This window comes from Streptomyces sp. NPDC060027 (assembly GCF_042737005.1).
Lineage (GTDB): Bacteria > Actinomycetota > Actinomycetes > Streptomycetales > Streptomycetaceae > Streptomyces.
The window spans coordinates 14,896-32,518 of record NZ_JBHWVI010000031.1 but is presented as its reverse complement, the minus strand read 5'-3'; the positions used below and the strand labels follow the sequence as shown (position 1 = coordinate 32,518).

Here is a 17,623-nt window from a genome sequence, read left to right as displayed (position 1 = left end):
CCCGTCAGTCTGCACGAGCCCTTCACAAGGTCCCCGAAACGGCGGCAACGGTCGCACGATCGCGCGGACCAGCAGCTCAGGCGCCAGGTTTGGCATGGAATGATCGACTCCGGCAACGCGTGGCGGCGAATACTGCCAAAGCCCGTCCCCGACGTCCAACCGGCCCGCCGCGCAAGCCCCTCGCGCGCGCTCCGGAAACTTGCCCGCCAACTCCCCTCCGATGTTCACTCCTTCGGGTGGCGGGTCAGATGATGCGGGACCACTGCCCACCGGCACTGGGAGGGTCGGGAGCCGTACCGGGCGTACGCCGCGATTGACGGGACGTCACCCGGGCCCCAAATGGGTACACGAGTCAGGAATGCGAGCACCGGTGCAGAAGACGCGGCCGAGGCGCACAGGCAAGAAGACGGCCTCCAACTCCACAGAGGGTGGCGCCGTCGGCGACGCCGTCGACTCCACGGGCCGGGGCAGGACCGCCCACGTGCGCAACCGGCTGATCGTGGCCGTGGCGGTCGTCGCGGCCGCCATCGCCGGAGCCGGCGCGCCCACAGTGCTGTCCGCCTCGCAACAACTGAACGACTCCCAGCACCTGGTGACGCTCTCCCAGCGCACCCAGCAGGCGCTGACCCTCGCGCACGCGCTGGCCGACGAGCGCGACGACGTCACCTCGTACGTCGCCGCGGGCCGGCCCAAGGCCAAGGCGCCCTCCGAACAGCGCAGCGCCCGGGTCGACCGGCAGGTCGACGAACTGCGCGCCGACGACGACGCCCCCGCCGCGCTGCTGAAGGACCTCGACGCCGTCGCGGCCCTCAGACGAGCGGCGCTCACCGGGAAGAGCACCGCCCTCGAAACGCACCAGGCGTACTCCGAGGCCATCACCGAACTCCATGCCCTCGCCGAGGACCTGGCCGACCGGACGCCGCTGCGCGCGGGCTCCGGCGCACACGCCCTCGCCGAACTGGACACCGCCGTCCAGCAGTCCGCCGCCGCCCGCGGACTGCTCCTCGCGGCCCTCGGCATCCCGCGCACCACCCAGACCGTGATCGACCCCATCACCGGTCTGGCGACGACCACGAACACCTCGTCGGACGCCGACACCAAGCAGCGCGACGCGCTGAGCGCCGCCGCCCAGCAGGCCCGCCTCCGCTCCGACGCGGCCATCGCCGACTTCCGCGAGACCGCGCCCAAGAAGGCCGTGGCGTCCTACGACTCCACCGTCACCGGCCCCGACGTCGCCTCCGCCGACAAGTACCTGGCGAGCCTCACCGGCCAGCCGAAGCTCTCCGGTTCCGCGCTCGACACCGGCACCAAGAAGCTGGACGCCGCGCTGTCCGCCCGGATCGAGCTGATGCGCGGGGCCGAGGCCTCCCTCAACGACCACCGCACGAAGGACCTCGAACTGCTGCGGGACGACGACGTCACCGCGCTGGAGATCCGCGTCACCGCCCTCGGTCTCCTGCTGCTCGTCGCGGTCGGCGTCGCGATGGCCATGGCCCGCACCCTCACCCGGCCGCTCGCCGTCCTGCGCCTCGGCTCGGCCCGGCTCGCCGCCGACCCGGACTCCCACGAACCGGTCAAGTTCACCGGCCGCAACGACGAGTTCGCCCAGGTCGTCCGCTCCGTCAACGCGCTGCACACGCACGCCGCCACGCTCCACGAGCGGATCGGCACCCTCGAAGGCGACCGCAAGCACCTCATCGGCCAGCGCCAGCTGATGGCCGACGAGCGCGACAAGCTGCGCGGCGAACTCGCCGAGGCGGCAACCCACTTGCAGCAGGTGCGCGGCACCATTCACAGCACCTTCGTCAACCTCGCGCTGCGCACCCTCGGCCTCGTCGAGCGCCAGCTCGGCGTCATCGAGGGCCTGGAGGACCGCGAGCAGGACCCGGACCGCCTCGCCACCCTCTTCAAGCTCGACCACTTCGCCACCGTCATGCGGCGGCACAGCGAGAACCTCCTCGTCCTCGCGGGCGCCGAGCACGTCCAGCACCACGCGGGCCCGGTGCCGCTCGTCGATGTCGTACGGGCCGCGGTCAGCGAGATCGAGCGCTATGAGCGGGTGCGGATCTCCGCGCTGCCGCCGCACGCGCACATCGCCGGCTTCGCCGCCGACGACCTCAGCCACCTGGTGGCCGAACTCCTGGAGAACGCCACCTCGTTCTCGCCGCCCGACGTGCCCGTCGAGGTCTCCGGCTGGCTGCTGGAGAGCGGCGAGGTGATGCTCTCCGTGCAGGACGAGGGCATCGGCATGACCGACGAGCGGATGAGCCACCTCAACGCCCGCCTCGACGAGTTCGATCCGGAGGACACGTACGACCAGGAGAGCGGCGAGGGACTCGGGCTCGGCCTGTACGTGGTGGCCCGGCTCGCCCACCGGCACGGCGTACGGGTGCAGTTGCGCGAGCAGAAGCAGGGCGGTGTGGCCGCCGTGGTCGTCCTCCCGAAGGCGCTGCTGGCAGCCGCGCCCGCGTCCACCGTCCCCGCCACCACCCGGATTGTCGGCGCCGCTCCCCAGGTCGCCCTGCCCGGCGCCGACGCCGAGGCCAACTCCAACGTCCTGCGCGGCCGTTCGGTCCTCGCCGCGTCGATCCCGGCCGGTGACGTGGACCCGCTGATCGCGGCGGCCCAGGCGGCCGTACGGGACGCCGGGCCCGAGGCGGACCCCGCTCCCGGGCAGGCGCCCGTGACCGCGCCCGAGCAGGCCGCGCAGACCCCGGTCGTCCCGGCACCCCGCGAGCCCCGGCCGGCCACCGAGCCGGAGCCCGAACTCACGCCCGAGACCACGATGGAGCTGCTGCTCCCGGACCTCGCGCCGGAAGCCCTCGCACCGGACACCTCCGGCACGGCATCTCCCGCACCCGAGGCCCCGGCACCCGAGGCCCCGGCACCCGAGTCCCTCGCCCCGGAAGCCACGGCGGCAGTCCCGCCCGAGTCGGACCCCGGCCTCGCCCCGCAGGCGGCCGCGGACCTCGCCGAGCCCGCTCCCGGCTTCGCCGCGGTTGGGACGGCCCCCGGTGTCGCCGAGCCCGCTCCGGTGCCGGCCCCGCGTGCGGAGGCCGGCACCGACCCCTACGCCATCGGCCCCGACAGCCACGAGCGCGCGCCCGACGATGACCCCCGGCTCACCGACAAGGGCCTGCCCAAGCGGACGCCGAAGATCTCCGCCCCCGCCGCGGCCCCGCGGCCGCGCGTGGGCGGCGTGGACGCCGATGCCCTGCGCCGCAGGCTGGGCGGCTTCCACCGGGGCGCGATCGAGGGCCGTCGCGACGTGGAGGCCGAGATCGCCGACCGGACGGCGGAGACCCCCACGCCCGACGCACCCACCCCGTCGGAACCCGTGGCCGCCGCACACGCTCCCGCAGGACCCGCGTCCTCGGCGCACCTGCTCAACGCACAGGACGTAGAAGCATCGGGGGGCACAGTCGAGGAGGCAAGCAGTTGACCGCGACCAGTACCTTCGGCCTGAGCAGCGAAGCACGTAACCTGCACTGGCTGCTGACCAATCTCGTCGAGGAGGTGCCGGGCCTCCTGTCGGTCGCGGTCGTCTCCTCCGACGGCCTGCTGCTGCTCTCCTCCGACCCCGGCCGCAACGCCGAGGCGCGGACGGCCGACAGCACCAGGCCCACCGGCCCCAAGGGTTCCGCCGCGGACCTCGCCACCATCGTCTCCGGCATCGGCAGCCTCACCATCGGCGCCGCCAAGCTGATGGACGGCGGCGGTGTCAAGCAGACGATGGTCGCGATGGACGAGGGCAGCCTCTTCGTCATGGCGATCAGCGACGGCTCGCTGCTCGGAGTGCACGGCTCCCCGGACTGCGACATGAGCGTGGTGGCGTACCACATGGCGCTCTTCGTCGGCCGGGCCGGACACGTCCTGACCCCCGAGCTGCGCATCGAGCTCCGAAAATCCCTAGAGGCCGAGGCGCTCGGGAGTACCCGATGACCGTGTCGAACGGTGTTTCGAGGCTCCCCGTGCGCGGCGGCGACCGCAAGCCCGCCCGGGTACGCCCGTACTCGCTCACCGGCGGACGGACGCGTTTCGGCCACGTCCTGCTGGTGGAGACGTTCGTGGCCGCGCTGGACGCCCCGGAGGCGCGCAAGGAGCTGACCAACGGCTCGCTCACCACCCGGGTGATGCCCGAGATGCGGGCCATCGTCGAACTCTGCCGCCGGATGCGTACGGTGGCCGAGATCGCCGCCCTCCTCAGGATGCCGCTCGGAGTGGTCCGAGTGCTCCTGAGCGACCTGGCGGACCAGGGAAAGATCCGTGTGTACGGAACAGGTCACGGCCCGGGACAGCCGGACCGCGCTCTGCTGGAAAGGGTGCTGAGTGGACTCCGTCGTCTCTGACGCCGAACCTGGCGTCGCCCCCCTCCTCGACGACGAGGAGAATCTGCAGGCCTGGCAGACGGACCGCACGCGCGCGCCGATCGCCACGAAGATCGTGGTGGCGGGCGGCTTCGGCGTCGGCAAGACCACGCTCGTCACCTCCGTCTCGGAGATCACGCCTCTCCAGACGGAGGCGCTGATGACCCGGGCGAGCGAGGACACCGACGACCTCACGGGTACGCCGGAGAAGCTGACCACCACCGTGGCCATGGACTTCGGGCGCATCACGCTCGACGACGACCTGGTGCTCTACCTCTTCGGTACGCCGGGCCAGCAGCGGTTCTGGTTCATGTGGGACGACCTGGTGCGCGGCGCGATCGGTGCGGTGGTCCTCGCCGACACCCGCCGTCTCTCGGACTGCTTCCCGGCACTCGACTACTTCGAGAGCTGCGGACTGCCGTACGTCGTCGCCGTCAACCACTTCGACGGCAGCGACCGGTTCGAGCCGGACGACGTGCGCGAAGCCCTCACGGTTCCTCCGCACATACCTGTCATGATCATGGACGCGCGCCGCCGGATCTCGGTCGTCGAGACCCTGCTCGCCCTGGTCGGTCACGCGCTCGACGTCAGCCCCGAATAGGGACGCCCAAGTCCTAGGAGAAGCAACCCGCATGCGGAAGATACTCGTCGTCGGAGCCGGTCAGTCCGGACTCCAGCTCGCCCTCGGCCTCCAGTCGCAGGGGTACGAGGTCACCCTGATGTCGAACCGGACGGCGGACGAGATCCGGTCCGGCCGGGTCATGTCGACGCAGTGCATGTTCGACACGGCCCTCCAGCACGAGCGTGATCTCCAGCTGAACTTCTGGGAGTCGCAGGCCCCGAAGATCGAAGGGCTCGGCGTCTCGGTCGCGGCCCCGGGCTCCTTCGACCCGGGCCCCTCGCAGCGCGCGATCGACTGGGTCGGCAAGCTCGACGGGTACGCGCAGTCGGTCGACCAGCGGGTCAAGATGGCCGGCTGGATGGAGACGTTCGCGCAGCGCGGCGGCCAGCTGGTCATCCACGGCGCGGCGGTCTCCGACCTCGACTACTTCTCCCGCGCGTACGACCTGGTCCTCGTCTCGGCGGGCAAGGGCGAACTCGTCTCGATGTTCGGCCGCGACGCCTCCCGCTCCCCGTACACCGAGCCGCAGCGCGCCCTCGCGGTGGCCTATGTGCACGGCCTCGGCCCGCGTCCGGAGCACCCCGACTACGACGCGGTCCGCTGCAACCTGGTGCCCGGGGTCGGTGAGCTGTTCATCATGCCGACCCTCACCACCTCGGGACGCGCCGACATCCTCTTCTGGGAGGGCATACCCGGCGGCCCGCTCGACGTCTTCAACGGCGTGAAGGACCCGGCCGAGCACCTCTCCCTGACCCTGGAGCTCATGGAGCGGTTCACGCCCTGGGAGTACGCGCGGGCCACCAACGTCGAACTGACCGACGCGGGCGGCACGTTGTCCGGGCGGTACGCCCCCACCGTCCGCAATCCGATCGGCCGCCTTCCCGGCGGCGGACTGGTCCTCGGTGTCGCCGATGTCGTCGTGGCCAACGACCCGATCACCGGTCAGGGCTCCAACTCGGCCGCCAAGTGCGCCGCCGCCTACCTCGCCTCGATCGTCGAGCAGGGCGACAAGCCCTTCGACGAGGAGTGGATGCAGGCGACGTTCGACCGCTACTGGGACACCGCGCAGCACGTCACCAAGTGGACCAACGCGATGCTGGGCGTCCCGCCGGAGCACGTCCTCAACCTGATCGGCGCCGCGGGCCAACTCCCGCCCGTCGCCGACCGTTTCGCCAACGGCTTCAACAACCCGGCCGACTTCGAGAACTTCTTCTTCGACCCGGAGAAGACGGGCGCGTACCTGGCGTCGGTCGCCGGAGCATGACCTGCGTCTGACCTGCTCCGCACGCCTGTGCGGTTCCGCGGTGTCGCTGCCGGGTAGGGCGCCCTCGGACGGATGACCGGGTGGCGGGGGCGTCGTATGGAGCGGATGGGCCCGACGTGGTCCTGGCGGGCGGTCGGCGGGCTCGCCGTGCTGTGGCTTGTGGGATGCGTGGCCGTGGTCTGGCTGCTGTTCGGCGCCCGGCTGGCCGCGCTGACCGGCATCGCGGGACCGACCGGCACCTTCGTGGTCGCCGGCTGCTACGAGGGGATGGAGGACACCGACACCCAGTGCCGGGGGACGTACACGCCGTCCTCCGCGTCCTCGTCCGCCCGTGCGACGGCGGCGCGGCCGATCCTGCTCCGCTCCGCCTCCGACGACCTCCGGCCGGGCACCCGGCGCGACGTCCGACTCGTCGGCGACGCGGTTTTCGAGCCCTCGCCGCTCGCCGCCTCCGAATACGTCACCTTCGCCGGCTGGACGGCAGCCACCCTCGGCCTGCCCGGCCACTGGCTGCTCACCTCCGCCCGCCGGGGACGCCTCCTCAGTGGCGAGAACTACGTCTTCGTCTGGCTCGCCTCCCTGATCGGCGCCATCGCCCTCGGCATCCTCACCCTCCCGGTGGCCTGGCTCCTGGCGATCGCCCGGGGGTAGGGGAAGCTCTACTCGCAGCCGGGCGGGTTCTTCTTCGCCGGGACGAACTGCAGGGTGGGCATCCCGGCGGCGTCGAAGTTCGCGGTGTCCGGGCCGATCAGGGTCATGTATCCGGAGAGCCACTGGGTGTACGGCGAGGGCCGCTTCCCCTTGACCTGCTCGACGCCGGGGAAGACCGTGTCGAGCACCCACCAACGGCCCCCGAACTCGACCCACTTGACCCCGCAGTGCGTAGAGATGTCGTACGGGTACGGCTTGTGCTGCACGGGCTTCGCCGGCCCTTCCTGCCAGGCGTCCCGCGTGACGCCGGGGCGGGCGGGCAGGGTGGGGCCGTGGTACCCCTCGGCGGTCGGGGTGTCGGTCAGGGACGAGCAGCCGGTGAGCAGCAGCCCGGCGCTCAGGAGCAGGGCGGCGGCTCGGTGCGATGTCTTCATGGTCCCAGGACGCCCGGGGTTCGCGTTCCGTTCGATCCCGGCGGGCTTCCGGCCGCGCCGGTCCTGGCCGGTGCGGCGAGAGTGCGTGACGGGAGTCGCGACGGGGCGAACGTTGCCTGTCGCGGCACTAGCTCGTCCCGGTGTCCGGCGTGAGCGAGGCGTAGCCCTCGTCGGGTCCCTCCGTGGCGCCCTCGGGGAGCTTCGGCGGCGTGAAGTGCCCCAGGGGCGACCCGTCCGGATCGGGACGCACGGCGCCCAGCAGCGGGTTCGCCGCGATGGGCGACACCTTGATCTTCGACCCGGGCCGCGGTGCCTGCACCACCATCCCGTCCCCCAGGTAGAGGGCGACGTGCGTGGCTTCGGGGAAGTAGATCACCAGATCGCCCGGACGCAGCTCGTTCAGCGGGATCTTCGGGAGCCGGGCCCACTGTTCCTGGCTGGTGCGGGGGATGGGCCGGCCCGCCCGCTCCCAGGCCTGTGACGTCAGTCCCGAGCAGTCGTAGGCCGCCGGGCCCTCGGCGCCCCACTCGTACGGCTTCCCGATCTGCTCGACGGCGTAGCGCAGCGCCTCCTCACCCTCCCGCGACGGCGGCCGTACGCTGCTGAGCGCGCCGGACGCCATGATCTTCTTCTGGGCCGTGGCCGTCCCCGACTTCTCGAACCTGTCCAGTTCGGCGAGCTGCTCCGCGGTCAGTGAGGCGAGCAGCTTCTGGACGTCGTCGAGCCGCTCGCGCACCTCGTCCCGTTCCTTCTTCTGCCGTGCGGCGAGGGAGAGCTGACCGTCCAGCGCCTTCCGGGCCGCGCGCGCGAGCACGTCGATCCGCTGCTCGCTGCCCGTCACCCGCTGCACGGTCTCGGCCCGCTCCAGCGACAGCTGCCCGATCAGGTGCCCCTGGTCGAGGGCGTGCTGCGGATCCCGGGCGAGCAGCAGCCGTACGTACGTGGAGATCTCGCCGCTGCTCTGGTACTGCTGCCGGGCCAGCCGCCCCGCGGCGCCGCGGCTGTCGTGCAGGGAGAGGCGGGCCCTGGCGAGTCCGGCGTCGAGCCTGCCGACCTCCGCGCGCTTCTTCTTCAGCTTCTCGGCGGTCCCGTTGTACGTCTCGGTGGCGCGTTCGGCGTCCCGGTACAGCCGCTGAAGATCCGTCAGCAGCGAGGCTACGGACCGCTGAGCATCGGTTCCGGAACCCGGGCCGGGCTCCGGAACGGCCACGGCGGGCGCGGGCGAGAGCAGCGCTCCGGCCGCGATCGCCCCCGTACAGACCAGACGCAGAAGCCTTGCTGACACGTCATCACCTCCGGTGCCGGGGTGGTCCGTCCACCACCCGTCTCGCACCGGCAGGATGGGGCGACCGCGTCCCGGGCGCGCGCCGGGTGACCGCTTCGGCCCAAGAAGGTCACTCGTCGGCGTTGCCGTCCGGCGTGGCGTCGCTCCTGCCCCGGCTGCCGTGCGTGCCCGATGACCAGGGCCACTTGAACCGGCGTTCCGACGCGTCGCCCTCGGGGGCGTACTCGTACTTCCACCCCTGGTGCAGCCCGAGCCGCTTGCTCGTCGCCGCCTGGACGCGCCGGTAGACCAGCACGGTGGGCTTCCCGCCGTCCGCGTCGGGCACCGGAACCCGGTACGTCTTCGGCGGGTGACCGGTGATCCCGAGGAGGACCGGCAGGACGCGCCCGTCCAGCGGGCCGCCGACAAAGGGGGTGTCTTCGCTCTTCACCGGACCAGTGTCACAGCAGGTGGGCCGCATCCCCGACAACGGGCAGCACCCGGCGGACCAGTGCCCCCACGATGCCGTCCGGGCTCTCCATCGCGAGCGAGGCCCGGACCACCGCCGCGGTCTGCGGATCGCGCCCCGCGCTCGCCACGAGCGCGGCCACGAACTGCTCGACGAGCCAGTCCCGCAGCTCGTCCAGCGGCGGTTCCTTGTCCTCGTCGAGCCAGATCAGCGAGGCGGCCTCCACGGCCGTGATCCACATCCGTACGGTCATCCGCAGCCGGGGCCCGGGATCCCTCACCGCCAGATGATCGAGAATGTGCTCCGCCGCCGCCCTGCGGACCCCGTCGACTATGGCCGTGGTCCGCGAGGTCTCGATGACGCTCCCGCCCTGCAGCAGCGCGCTGAACCCGGCGTCGTGCTGGTCCACGAACGCGAGGTACCGGTCCAGGGCCCGGGAGAGCCGCTCGGTGAGCGGCCCCTCCGGAGGCTCCGCGAAGCAGTGCTCCAGCTCCTCGGCGGCGGACCGCAGGGCGGCCTCGTACAACTGCTGCTTGCCGCCCGGGAAGTACCGGTACACCAGCGGCCGCGACACCCCGGCCGCCTCCGCCACATCGTCCAGCGAGACCTCCTCGGGCACCCGCTGAGCGAACAGGGACAGCGCGGCTTCGAGCAGTTGACTGCGCCGCTCCTCGACGCTGAGCCGACGGTATGCGGGGATAGGAGCCTGCGAGGTCATGTCGGGCAGCGTAACCGCCCTGGTCCGGGGCAGCCCGGCACCGACCCCGCGGGAGCCGCTCAGGCCAGCAGCCCCGACGACTTCCACAGCCGCCGCCCGGCTCCCCGCAGCACCCCGATGTCGTCCAGGAAGTCGGTCAGCCGCCTGGCCCCGGTCTGCATCACTTCCCGCCGGTGCCCGCTGGCCTTGACCTGGGCCAGGGCCTCGCGCCTGTCGAGGCCGACGTTCGTGTAGACCTCGGGGTTGACGAAGGCCACCGAGAAGACGCGGGCGAACTCGCCCGACGTGATCCGGGTGAACTCCTGGGACCACCGCGGCGCCGTGACCATCTGCCGCCGCAGCTCCTCCCGGGCGTAGCGGACGTGCCGGGCCTCCTCCACGACGTGGATCCGCGTGACACCCCGGACGAGGGTCTGCACCCGCTCGTCCGGGAACGTGAGCCGCTGCATCCAGTCGAGGATCTCCTCACCGAGCAGCGTGGCCGTGAAGGAACCAGGTGTGGTCGAGATGGTCTTGAAGAGCCTGCCCAGGTTGAGATGCGCCCGGCTCACCGGGTAGTACGGGGTGCCCCCGCGGGTGATCAGCCGGGCGAACATCTTCGAGTGCCGGCACTCGTCCTCTATCTCGGTCAGCGCGTACCGCACATGCGCGCTCGTAGCCGCCTTGTCGTAGATGTGCCGCACCAGCAGCTGCATCAGGATGATCTCGAACCAGATGCCCAGCGACGCCAGCGCGGCCGCCTCGTGCTGGGAGAGGGCGATCCGCTGCTCCTCGCCCATCCGCCGCCACAGGGGGGTGTCGTACAGCGACACCAGCTCGGGCGGCCAGAACCACTTGCCCTCCTCGAAGGGCGCGTCCCAGTCGAGCTCCTTGTCGGGGTCGAAGGAGTGCTTGGCGGACGAGTCGAGGAGGCGCTCGGCCACCTGCTCCCGGTCCTTGAGCAGACCGAGCGCGTCACGGAGCACATCGGCTTCGGGCACCGTCGTCATGGCTGTTCCCACCTCGTCGTACGGGATCGCTTCAGGAGTTACCGGCGGTCACCACTTATGAGACTGCTTGTCAGCAAGCTCGTCAATCCCCTGTGCCGGACTTGTTGACGACGCGTCTACTCCGTGTGAGCCTGCGAAGTATGCCGACGCATGAGCTGTACGCCACGGACTCGGGAGATCCCCTCTGGCAGATACCGGCCTCGGGGGCGGCACGCTTCAGCTGGGAGTACGACGACGGTCGTGACCGGCTGCTCGCCCTCTACCAGAAGGGCAAGGACAAACAGTGGGACGGCCAGAAGCGCATCGACTGGGGCCTGGAGGTCGACCCCCGCGACCCGCTCGGCACCCCCGACGAGGCGATGACCCTGTACGGCACCCCGCACTGGGCGAAGATGACCGACCGGGACAAGGGCGAACTGCGCAAGCACTACGCCTCCTGGCAGTTCAGCCAGTTCCTGCACGGCGAACAGGGGGCCATGGTCTGCGCGGCGCGGATCGTCGAATCGGTCCCCGACCTGGACGCCAAGTTCTACTCGGCCACCCAGACCATGGACGAGGCCCGGCACGCGGAGGTCTACGCCCGCTTCCTGCACGAGAAGATCGGCATGCTCTACCCGATCAACGACAACCTCCAGGCCCTGCTCGGCGACACCCTGCGCGACTCCCGCTGGGACATGCCCTACCTGGGCATGCAGGTCCTGATCGAGGGTCTGGCCCTGGCCGCCTTCGGGATGATCAGGGACACCACCGACAAGCCGCTGCCGAAGCAGATCCTGGCCTATGTGATGCAGGACGAGGCGCGGCATGTCGCCTTCGGCCGCATGGCCCTGCGCGACTACTACAAGCAGCTCTCCGACGCCGAACTGCGGGAACGCGAGGAATTCGTCATCGAGGGCTGCTACTTGATGCGGGACCGGCTGCGCGGCGTCGAGGTCCTGGAGAACTTCGGCATCCCGAAGGCGGAGGCCGAGGAGTACAGCGAACACTCCGAATTCCTGCACCTCTTCCGCCAGTTGCTCTTCAGCCGCATCGTCCCCTGCGTCAAGGACATCGGCCTGTGGGGCAAACGCCTCCAGCAGGCCTACGTCGACATGGGCGTCTTCGACATGGGCAACTCCAACCTGGACCTCCTGATGGCCCAGGACGAGGAGATCGCCGAACAGCTGGACGCGGAACGGTTCGCGACGGAGGAACGGGAACGCGTCGCGGAGGTCGAGGAGATGATCGAGAAGGGGGCTCCGTAGAGATCCGTAGGGATCCGTAGAGGCCCCGGAGCGGCCGAGGGTGCCGTGCCCGGGGGTGCCTAGGGCAGGGCCGGCGCCAGCGGCGGGAAGGGCGTCCGCAGGGTGAACGCGTGCTGTGTGGGCCCGTGTTCACGCAGACGCAGCAGGCGCGACTCCGCCTCCGCGACCGTCGGGCGGTGGCCGGCCGGGACCCACCAGAGCACGGCCATGGCCTCCTCCAGCCGCTCGAACCACTCACGACGGCGGGTCAGCAGCTCACGGTGCCGCCCCTGGTACATGAACGCCGTCAGCGCGTCCGCGTCGCGCCAGGTGGACATGTTGATGATCAGCCATTCGTCGCCGAGGACGGGAACGTCCGTGGCGTTGCCGGAGTCGCTCTGCAGGCGCCAGACGAATCCGTCCGCCGCGTCCGCGACGGCGTTCACGGGGTCGAGGGCTTCGACGAAGTCCTTCAACAGGGGTGCGTCCAAAGGTGCTTTGAGGCGGCCGATGTTGACCTGGGCGAGCTCGTACGAGGCTGTCGATAGAGTCATGACCGAACGTTAGGTCGGCCGGGGCGGCGGTCACACCCCCGTCTCACGCAGTGAGAGAAAGCCCCCTCCCCGCGCGCCCTCGCCGTCCCCCACCCATCCCCTCGCCACTCCCTTGTCCACCCTCCTGGCCATCCCCTTTTCCACCCCCTCAACAGCCTCCCGGCCGTCCCCTTCACCCACCCCGTCGCGACCCCAGCGCCGCCTCCATCACCGCCCGTGCGATCGGCCCCGCGAACCCGCCCCCGGTGATGTCCCCCCGGCGCGCCGCCGCGTCCTCCACGACGACCGCGACGGCCACCGCGGGCTCCATGGAGTCGTCGGCCCGCGCCCAGGAGATGAACCAGGCGTACGGGGTACCGGAGTTGCCGATGCCGTGCTGGGCGGTGCCGGTCTTTCCGCCGACGGTGGCGCCGGGGATGGCGGCGACGGTTCCCGTGCCGTCCTCCACCACGTCCGTCATCAGCTCGCGCATGCGCTGCGCCGTCGACGGGCTCATCGCCTGGTGGAGGGTCCGCGGTCCGGTCGTGGCCAGCGTTCCGCCACCCCGTGTGGTCGTCCTCTCCACCAGGTAGGGCGTCTTGACCGTGCCGTCCCCGGCCACGGCCGCCGAGATCATCGCCATCTGCAGCGGAGTCGCGCGGGTGTCGAACTGGCCGATGGAGGAGAGCGCCAACTGCGCGTTGTCGAGCCGCATATCGAAATTGCTGGGCGCCACCGAGAAGGGGATGCGCAGCCTGCGGTCGTTGAAGCCGAAGTCCGCCGCCGTCCTCGTCATGGCGTCGAGCCCGACGTCGACGCCCAGTTTCGCGAAGACCGTGTTGCAGGACCAGGTGAAGGCGTACCGCAGGGAGGCGTCCTCGCAGCCCTCGATCTCGTTCGTGAGCCTCGTCGTGGTGCCGGGGAGCCGGTAGGGGTTCGGCGACCTGCTCGGCTCGTCCACATCGCTCACCACGCCCGCGTCCAGCGCCGCCGCGGCGGTCACCACCTTGAACGTCGACCCCGGCGGATACGTCTGCCGGATCGCCCGGTTGAGCATCGGCTTGTCGTCCTCGCCGTTCAGCCGCGCCCACGCCTTCGACGCGGCCGGCCCCGTCCCGGACAGCTCCGCGGGATCGTACGACGGCGTGGAGACCAGTGCCAGGATCCGGCCGGTGGACGGCTCGATCGCGGCGACCGCCCCGCGCCGGGGGCCGAGCCCCTCGTAGGCCGCGCGCTGCGCCGCCGCGTCGAGCGTGGTGACGACCGCGCCGCCGGGGTTCCGCGCCCGGGTGACGTCGTTCAGCAGCGGAAACGGGTCGAGCATCGGGTCGGCGCCGGACAGGACGCCGTCCTCGGTGCTCTCCAGCAGCGTCGTCCCGTACAGCTGCGAGGCGAAGCCGGTGACGGACGCGTACAACGGGCCGTCCCGGTAGGTCCGTTCGTAGCGGAGCTGCTCGCCGGTGTCCTTGGAGCCGGTGACCGCGCGGCCGTCGACGACGATGTCGCCGCGGGGCTGGCCGTAACGGGCGATCGCCTGACGGCGGTTGGCGGGGTTGTGGTCGAGCGACGGGGCCTGGACGACCTGGACGCGGGTCGCGTTGACCAGAAGGGCGACCAGCAGGACGGCACACAGGCCCATGGCCCGGCGGATGTACTTGGTCATGGCGCCGGCGTCCCGTCGTACTGACCGCGGGCGCAGTCGCTGATCCGGATCAGCAGCGCCACGATGATCCAGTTGGTGACGACCGACGAGCCGCCCTGGGCGAGGAAGGGCATCGCCATGCCGGTCAGCGGGATCAGGCCGGTCACGCCGCCCGCGATGACGAAGACCTGGAGGGCCACGATCGAGGCGAGGCCGATCGCGAGAAGCCGGCCGAAGGGGTCGCGCAGGGCGAGCCCCGCGCGGTAGCCGCGCTCCACGAGGAGGGCGTAGAGGAGGAAGATCGCGGACAGGCCGACCAGTCCGAGCTCCTCGCCTGCGGTCGCCAGGATGAAGTCGGACTTGGCGGCGAAGCCGATGAGGATCGAGTGGCCGAGCCCGAGGCCCGTCCCGAGCGTCCCGCCGGCCGCGAACGCGAAGAGGGACTGGGCGAGTTGGTTGGAACCCTGGCCCGCGGCGATCGACGCGAAGGGGTCCAGCCAGTCCTGCACCCGGCTGTGCACATGCGGCTCCAGCCGGCCGACGGCGACCGCGCCGACACAGGCCAGCAGCAGCCCCACCGCGATCCAGCCGGTGCGGCCGGTGGCGACGTACAGCAGGATCACGAACAGGCCGAAGAAGAGCAGCGACGTGCCGAGATCCCGTTCCAGGACCAGGACCAGCACGCTCAGCAGCCAGATCGCCACGATCGGGCCGAGGACACGGCCGGTGGGCAGCTGGAGTCGGCGGAACCGCCAGATCTGGCGACCGCTGTAGGCGAGCGCGTTGCGGTTGGCGGCGAGGTAGCCGGCGAAGAACACCGCGAGCAGCACCTTCGCGAACTCGCCCGGCTGGATGGAGAATCCGGCGATCCGGATCCAGATGCGGGCGCCGTTCACCGCCGGGAAGAAGATCGGCAGGACGAGCAGGGCGAGCGCGCAGACCACCGAGACGTAGGTGTAGCGCTGGAGGACCCGGTGGTCGCGCAGGAAGAGCACCGCGACGATGAAGAACGTGACGCCGAGCGTCGACCAGATCAGCTGGATGGGCGCCGCCTGGTCGGCCGGGGTCTCCAGGTCGAGCCGGTAGATCAGCACCAGGCCCAGGCCGTTGAGGAGGACGGCGATGGGCAGCAGCAGCGGGTCGGCGTACGGGGCCCGGAGGCGCACGGCGACGTGGGCGAGCAGCGCGAGCACGCCGAGCCCGGCGCCGTAACCGGCGGCGCCGGGCGGGAGGGTGCCGTTCTTGGCGAGACCGACAGCGCAGTAGCCGTACACGCAGAGCAGGACGGCGACGACGATGAGGGTGAACTCGATGCCACGGCGCCTGGGCAGGCGTTCGGCGGGAGGGGCCGGGTCCGCCGCCACGGCCGTTCCGGACATTCCGGGCTGGATCATGTCCGGAACGTAGCAAGCGGGCGACCCGATGTCCCGTTATGTGAAGACGGACAGGCCGTTCCGGTTCGCCTTCGGGGGTGTCAGCACCAGCGGGGGGCCGGGCCGATGTTGTCGATGTACCGGGCGGCGCCCCAGGCCCAGGTGCCGTCCGTGAGGAGGTACCAGAGGGGGTTGCCCTGGACGTTCTGGCCCGAGGTCTTGCAGTAGATGGAGACGATCTCGCCGTGCCGCGCGACGCGGATCAGCTGGCTGCCGCGGGTCGGGGCGCTGCGCAGGGGCAGCCCGTCACTGGCGCTGATCCTGCCCCTGTACAGGCGCGGGTTGTTCTGGCTGTTGCTGTTGCCGGTCGCCGGTTCGCGGCCGTTGCCGCCGCCACCGTTGTTCCAGGTCTGGCCGTTGCCGCCGCCACCGTTGTTCCAGGTCTGGCCGTTCCCGCCACCGCCGTTGTTCCAGGTCTGGCCGTTGCCGCCGTCACCGCCGCCACCGGTCGCCGGTTCGCGGCCGTCGCCGCCGCCACCGCCGTTGTTCCAGGTCTGGCCGGTGCCGCCGTCTCCGCCGCCGTTGCTCCACTCGTGGATGCCACCGCTTCCGGAGCCCCCCTCGCCGTCGGCGAGGGCGGGGGTGGCCGCGGCGAGGGCGACGAGGCTGCCGGCGGCGAGCGCTATACCGATTCGGGTGTACGTGGATCGCAGGGCCATGGGGGCTCCTCCGGAAAGGGGGTGAACCTGACTTATCGCCACATTAGGATCGGGAGCCGGAGAGCGCAGTTCACACTCCGCCATCGGAGACGCCGGGCTCCTCCCGTCCGCTCTGAGGGAGCGTCAGCGTCGCCACCGCTCCGCCGTCCGGGGCGTTGGCGAACGCCAGGCGCGCGCCCAGGACCTCCGCCTGGCCGAGCGCGATGGTCAGGCCGAGGCCGTGGCCCTTGGAACCGCCCTCGGTGCGGAAGCGCTGCGGCCCGTGCTCCACGAGGTAGTCCGGATAGCCGTCCCCGTGGTCCCGGACGGTGACGACCGGGCCGTCCAGGGTCAGGACCACGGGCCCTCTGCCGTGCTTGTGGGCGTTGGCCACCAGATTCCCGAGCACCCGCTCCAGCCGGCGCCGGTCGGTCTCGACCCGCGCACCCCGCACCACCCGGACCGCGGTGTCGGACCCCGACGCGCGCACCACCCGCTCGGCCAGCGGCACCAACGGCTCCGAGTCCAGCTCCAGACGCTCGCTGCGGGCGTCCAGACGGGAGATCTCCAGAAGGTCCTCGGTGAGGGTGCGCAGTGCGGCCACCCGGTCGCGCACCAGCTCGGTCGGCCGCCCCGGCGGGAGCAGTTCGGCAGCCGCGTGCAGCCCGGTCAGCGGAGTGCGCAGCTCGTGCGCCACATCCGCGGTGAACCGCTGCTCGCTCAGCAGCTTGCCCTGCAACGACGACGCCATCGTGTCGAGCGCGCCGGCGACCGCGGCCACCTCGTCCTGCGGACGTTTCGGATCCTGGGCGCGCGGGTCGTTGACGCGCGCGTCCAGGTCGCCTCCGCTGATCCGGCGCGCCACCCGCGCCGTCGCGTGCAGCCGACGGGTCACCCGGGTCACCGCGAACGCCCCCACCAGCAGCGTCACGCCGATCGCCAGCGCCGACGACCACACGATCGCCCGGTCCAGCGCGTCGATGGTGTGGGCGCCCTGGGCGTAGTCGTACTGGACGGCCAGCGCGCGTCCACCGTCGGCGGGCCCGGCCGCCCACATCGTGGGGTGCGTGTCGTGGTCGCCGACCATCGAACCGCGCTTCCCGTGCACCGCCAGCTCCCGCAGCCGCGCGGGCAGCCCGGGCGGGTCGACGCCCGCGCCCGGCGGCAGCCGGTCTCCCGCCTCGTAGGCCGCCGTGACGTCGGTGAGCCGGTCCAGCGCGCGGCCGCGCGCCTCGCCGACGGTCTGGTCGGTCACCGAGACATGCACGAGGACGCCCAGCAGGGCGGCGAGTCCGCAGCACATCACCGCGATGAACGCGGCCGCCTTCCAGGTCAGGGTGGCGGTCCACCGAGGCAGGCGCAGGGGCCGCCTCATG

Annotated in this window: 17 protein-coding genes; 7 read left to right on the top strand and 10 right to left on the bottom strand. The window is 71.5% G+C overall.

Translation table 11 applies throughout. From position 1 onward, the window contains the following. Nucleotides 1-370 precede the first annotated feature (370 nt). The 6 genes from ACFWBT_RS11080 to ACFWBT_RS11055 all read left to right on the top strand — a co-directional run bounded on the left by ACFWBT_RS11080 (nt 371) and on the right by ACFWBT_RS11055 (nt 6,904). Nucleotides 371-3,442: a nitrate- and nitrite sensing domain-containing protein gene (locus tag ACFWBT_RS11080; RefSeq protein WP_385698186.1), complete on the top strand. Its 3,072-nt coding sequence runs from the start codon at nt 371-373 to the stop codon at nt 3,440-3,442. Then, nucleotides 3,439-3,942 carry a roadblock/LC7 domain-containing protein gene (locus ACFWBT_RS11075; RefSeq protein ID WP_385698184.1) on the top strand — a complete coding sequence of 168 codons (504 nt, stop codon included), beginning with the start codon at nt 3,439-3,441 and terminating at the stop codon, nt 3,940-3,942. Before ACFWBT_RS11080 ends, ACFWBT_RS11075 begins: the two co-directional genes overlap by 4 nt. Further along, nucleotides 3,939-4,349: a DUF742 domain-containing protein gene (locus ACFWBT_RS11070; RefSeq protein WP_385698183.1), complete on the top strand. Its 411-nt coding sequence runs from the start codon at nt 3,939-3,941 to the stop codon at nt 4,347-4,349. Before ACFWBT_RS11075 ends, ACFWBT_RS11070 begins: the two co-directional genes overlap by 4 nt. Further along, nucleotides 4,330-4,968 carry an ATP/GTP-binding protein gene (locus tag ACFWBT_RS11065; RefSeq protein ID WP_266762685.1) on the top strand — a complete coding sequence of 213 codons (639 nt, stop codon included), beginning with the start codon at nt 4,330-4,332 and terminating at the stop codon, nt 4,966-4,968. Before ACFWBT_RS11070 ends, ACFWBT_RS11065 begins: the two co-directional genes overlap by 20 nt. A gap of 31 nt (nt 4,969-4,999) precedes the next feature. Then, entirely contained in the window at nt 5,000-6,253 is a 1,254-nt protein-coding gene (locus ACFWBT_RS11060) for a styrene monooxygenase/indole monooxygenase family protein (RefSeq protein WP_385698181.1), read from the top strand. Between the two features lie 105 nt (nt 6,254-6,358). After that, nucleotides 6,359-6,904 (top strand): hypothetical protein, encoded by a 546-nt coding sequence (locus tag ACFWBT_RS11055; RefSeq protein ID WP_385698179.1) that lies wholly within the window; start codon nt 6,359-6,361, stop codon nt 6,902-6,904. Nucleotides 6,905-6,912: 8 nt separating this feature from the next. Here the strand turns inward: ACFWBT_RS11055 and ACFWBT_RS11050 are convergent, their stop codons facing one another. From ACFWBT_RS11050 to ACFWBT_RS11030, 5 genes are all read right to left on the bottom strand, one after another. Then, nucleotides 6,913-7,338 (bottom strand): hypothetical protein, encoded by a 426-nt coding sequence (locus ACFWBT_RS11050; RefSeq protein ID WP_385698177.1) that lies wholly within the window; start codon nt 7,336-7,338, stop codon nt 6,913-6,915. Between the two features lie 127 nt (nt 7,339-7,465). Beyond that, nucleotides 7,466-8,623 carry an NlpC/P60 family protein gene (locus tag ACFWBT_RS11045; protein ID WP_385698175.1) on the bottom strand — a complete coding sequence of 386 codons (1,158 nt, stop codon included), beginning with the start codon at nt 8,621-8,623 and terminating at the stop codon, nt 7,466-7,468. A 109-nt stretch (nt 8,624-8,732) separates the two neighbouring features. Next, nucleotides 8,733-9,053 carry a hypothetical protein gene (locus ACFWBT_RS11040; RefSeq protein ID WP_385698174.1) on the bottom strand — a complete coding sequence of 107 codons (321 nt, stop codon included), beginning with the start codon at nt 9,051-9,053 and terminating at the stop codon, nt 8,733-8,735. A gap of 10 nt (nt 9,054-9,063) precedes the next feature. Continuing rightward, on the bottom strand, nt 9,064-9,789 hold the full coding sequence (locus ACFWBT_RS11035; RefSeq protein ID WP_385698172.1) for a TetR/AcrR family transcriptional regulator: 726 nt from the start codon (nt 9,787-9,789) through the stop codon (nt 9,064-9,066). Nucleotides 9,790-9,848: 59 nt separating this feature from the next. Then, nucleotides 9,849-10,778, bottom strand: coding sequence for a diiron oxygenase (locus ACFWBT_RS11030; RefSeq protein ID WP_385698171.1), 930 nt, complete (start codon nt 10,776-10,778; stop codon nt 9,849-9,851). Between the two features lie 140 nt (nt 10,779-10,918). On the opposite strand from ACFWBT_RS11030, the gene ACFWBT_RS11025 reads away from it, so the two are divergent. Next, a complete protein-coding gene (locus tag ACFWBT_RS11025) occupies nt 10,919-12,022 on the top strand; it encodes a ferritin-like domain-containing protein (RefSeq protein WP_385698169.1) in 1,104 nt (367 codons plus the stop codon). Nucleotides 12,023-12,081: 59 nt separating this feature from the next. On the opposite strand, the gene ACFWBT_RS11020 is transcribed toward ACFWBT_RS11025, so the two are convergent. From ACFWBT_RS11020 to ACFWBT_RS11000, 5 genes are all read right to left on the bottom strand, one after another. Then, nucleotides 12,082-12,555, bottom strand: coding sequence for a DUF3291 domain-containing protein (locus tag ACFWBT_RS11020; protein WP_385698168.1), 474 nt, complete (start codon nt 12,553-12,555; stop codon nt 12,082-12,084). A 172-nt stretch (nt 12,556-12,727) separates the two neighbouring features. After that, nucleotides 12,728-14,197 carry a penicillin-binding transpeptidase domain-containing protein gene (locus tag ACFWBT_RS11015; RefSeq protein WP_385698167.1) on the bottom strand — a complete coding sequence of 490 codons (1,470 nt, stop codon included), beginning with the start codon at nt 14,195-14,197 and terminating at the stop codon, nt 12,728-12,730. Further along, nucleotides 14,194-15,570: an FtsW/RodA/SpoVE family cell cycle protein gene (locus ACFWBT_RS11010; protein ID WP_385698165.1), complete on the bottom strand. Its 1,377-nt coding sequence runs from the start codon at nt 15,568-15,570 to the stop codon at nt 14,194-14,196. Before ACFWBT_RS11010 ends, ACFWBT_RS11015 begins: the two co-directional genes overlap by 4 nt. An 80-nt stretch (nt 15,571-15,650) precedes the next feature. Beyond that, nucleotides 15,651-16,268: an SH3 domain-containing protein gene (locus tag ACFWBT_RS11005; RefSeq protein WP_385698163.1), complete on the bottom strand. Its 618-nt coding sequence runs from the start codon at nt 16,266-16,268 to the stop codon at nt 15,651-15,653. Between the two features lie 70 nt (nt 16,269-16,338). Continuing rightward, nucleotides 16,339-17,622 (bottom strand): ATP-binding protein, encoded by a 1,284-nt coding sequence (locus tag ACFWBT_RS11000; protein ID WP_385698161.1) that lies wholly within the window; start codon nt 17,620-17,622, stop codon nt 16,339-16,341. Nucleotide 17,623 lies beyond the last annotated feature (1 nt).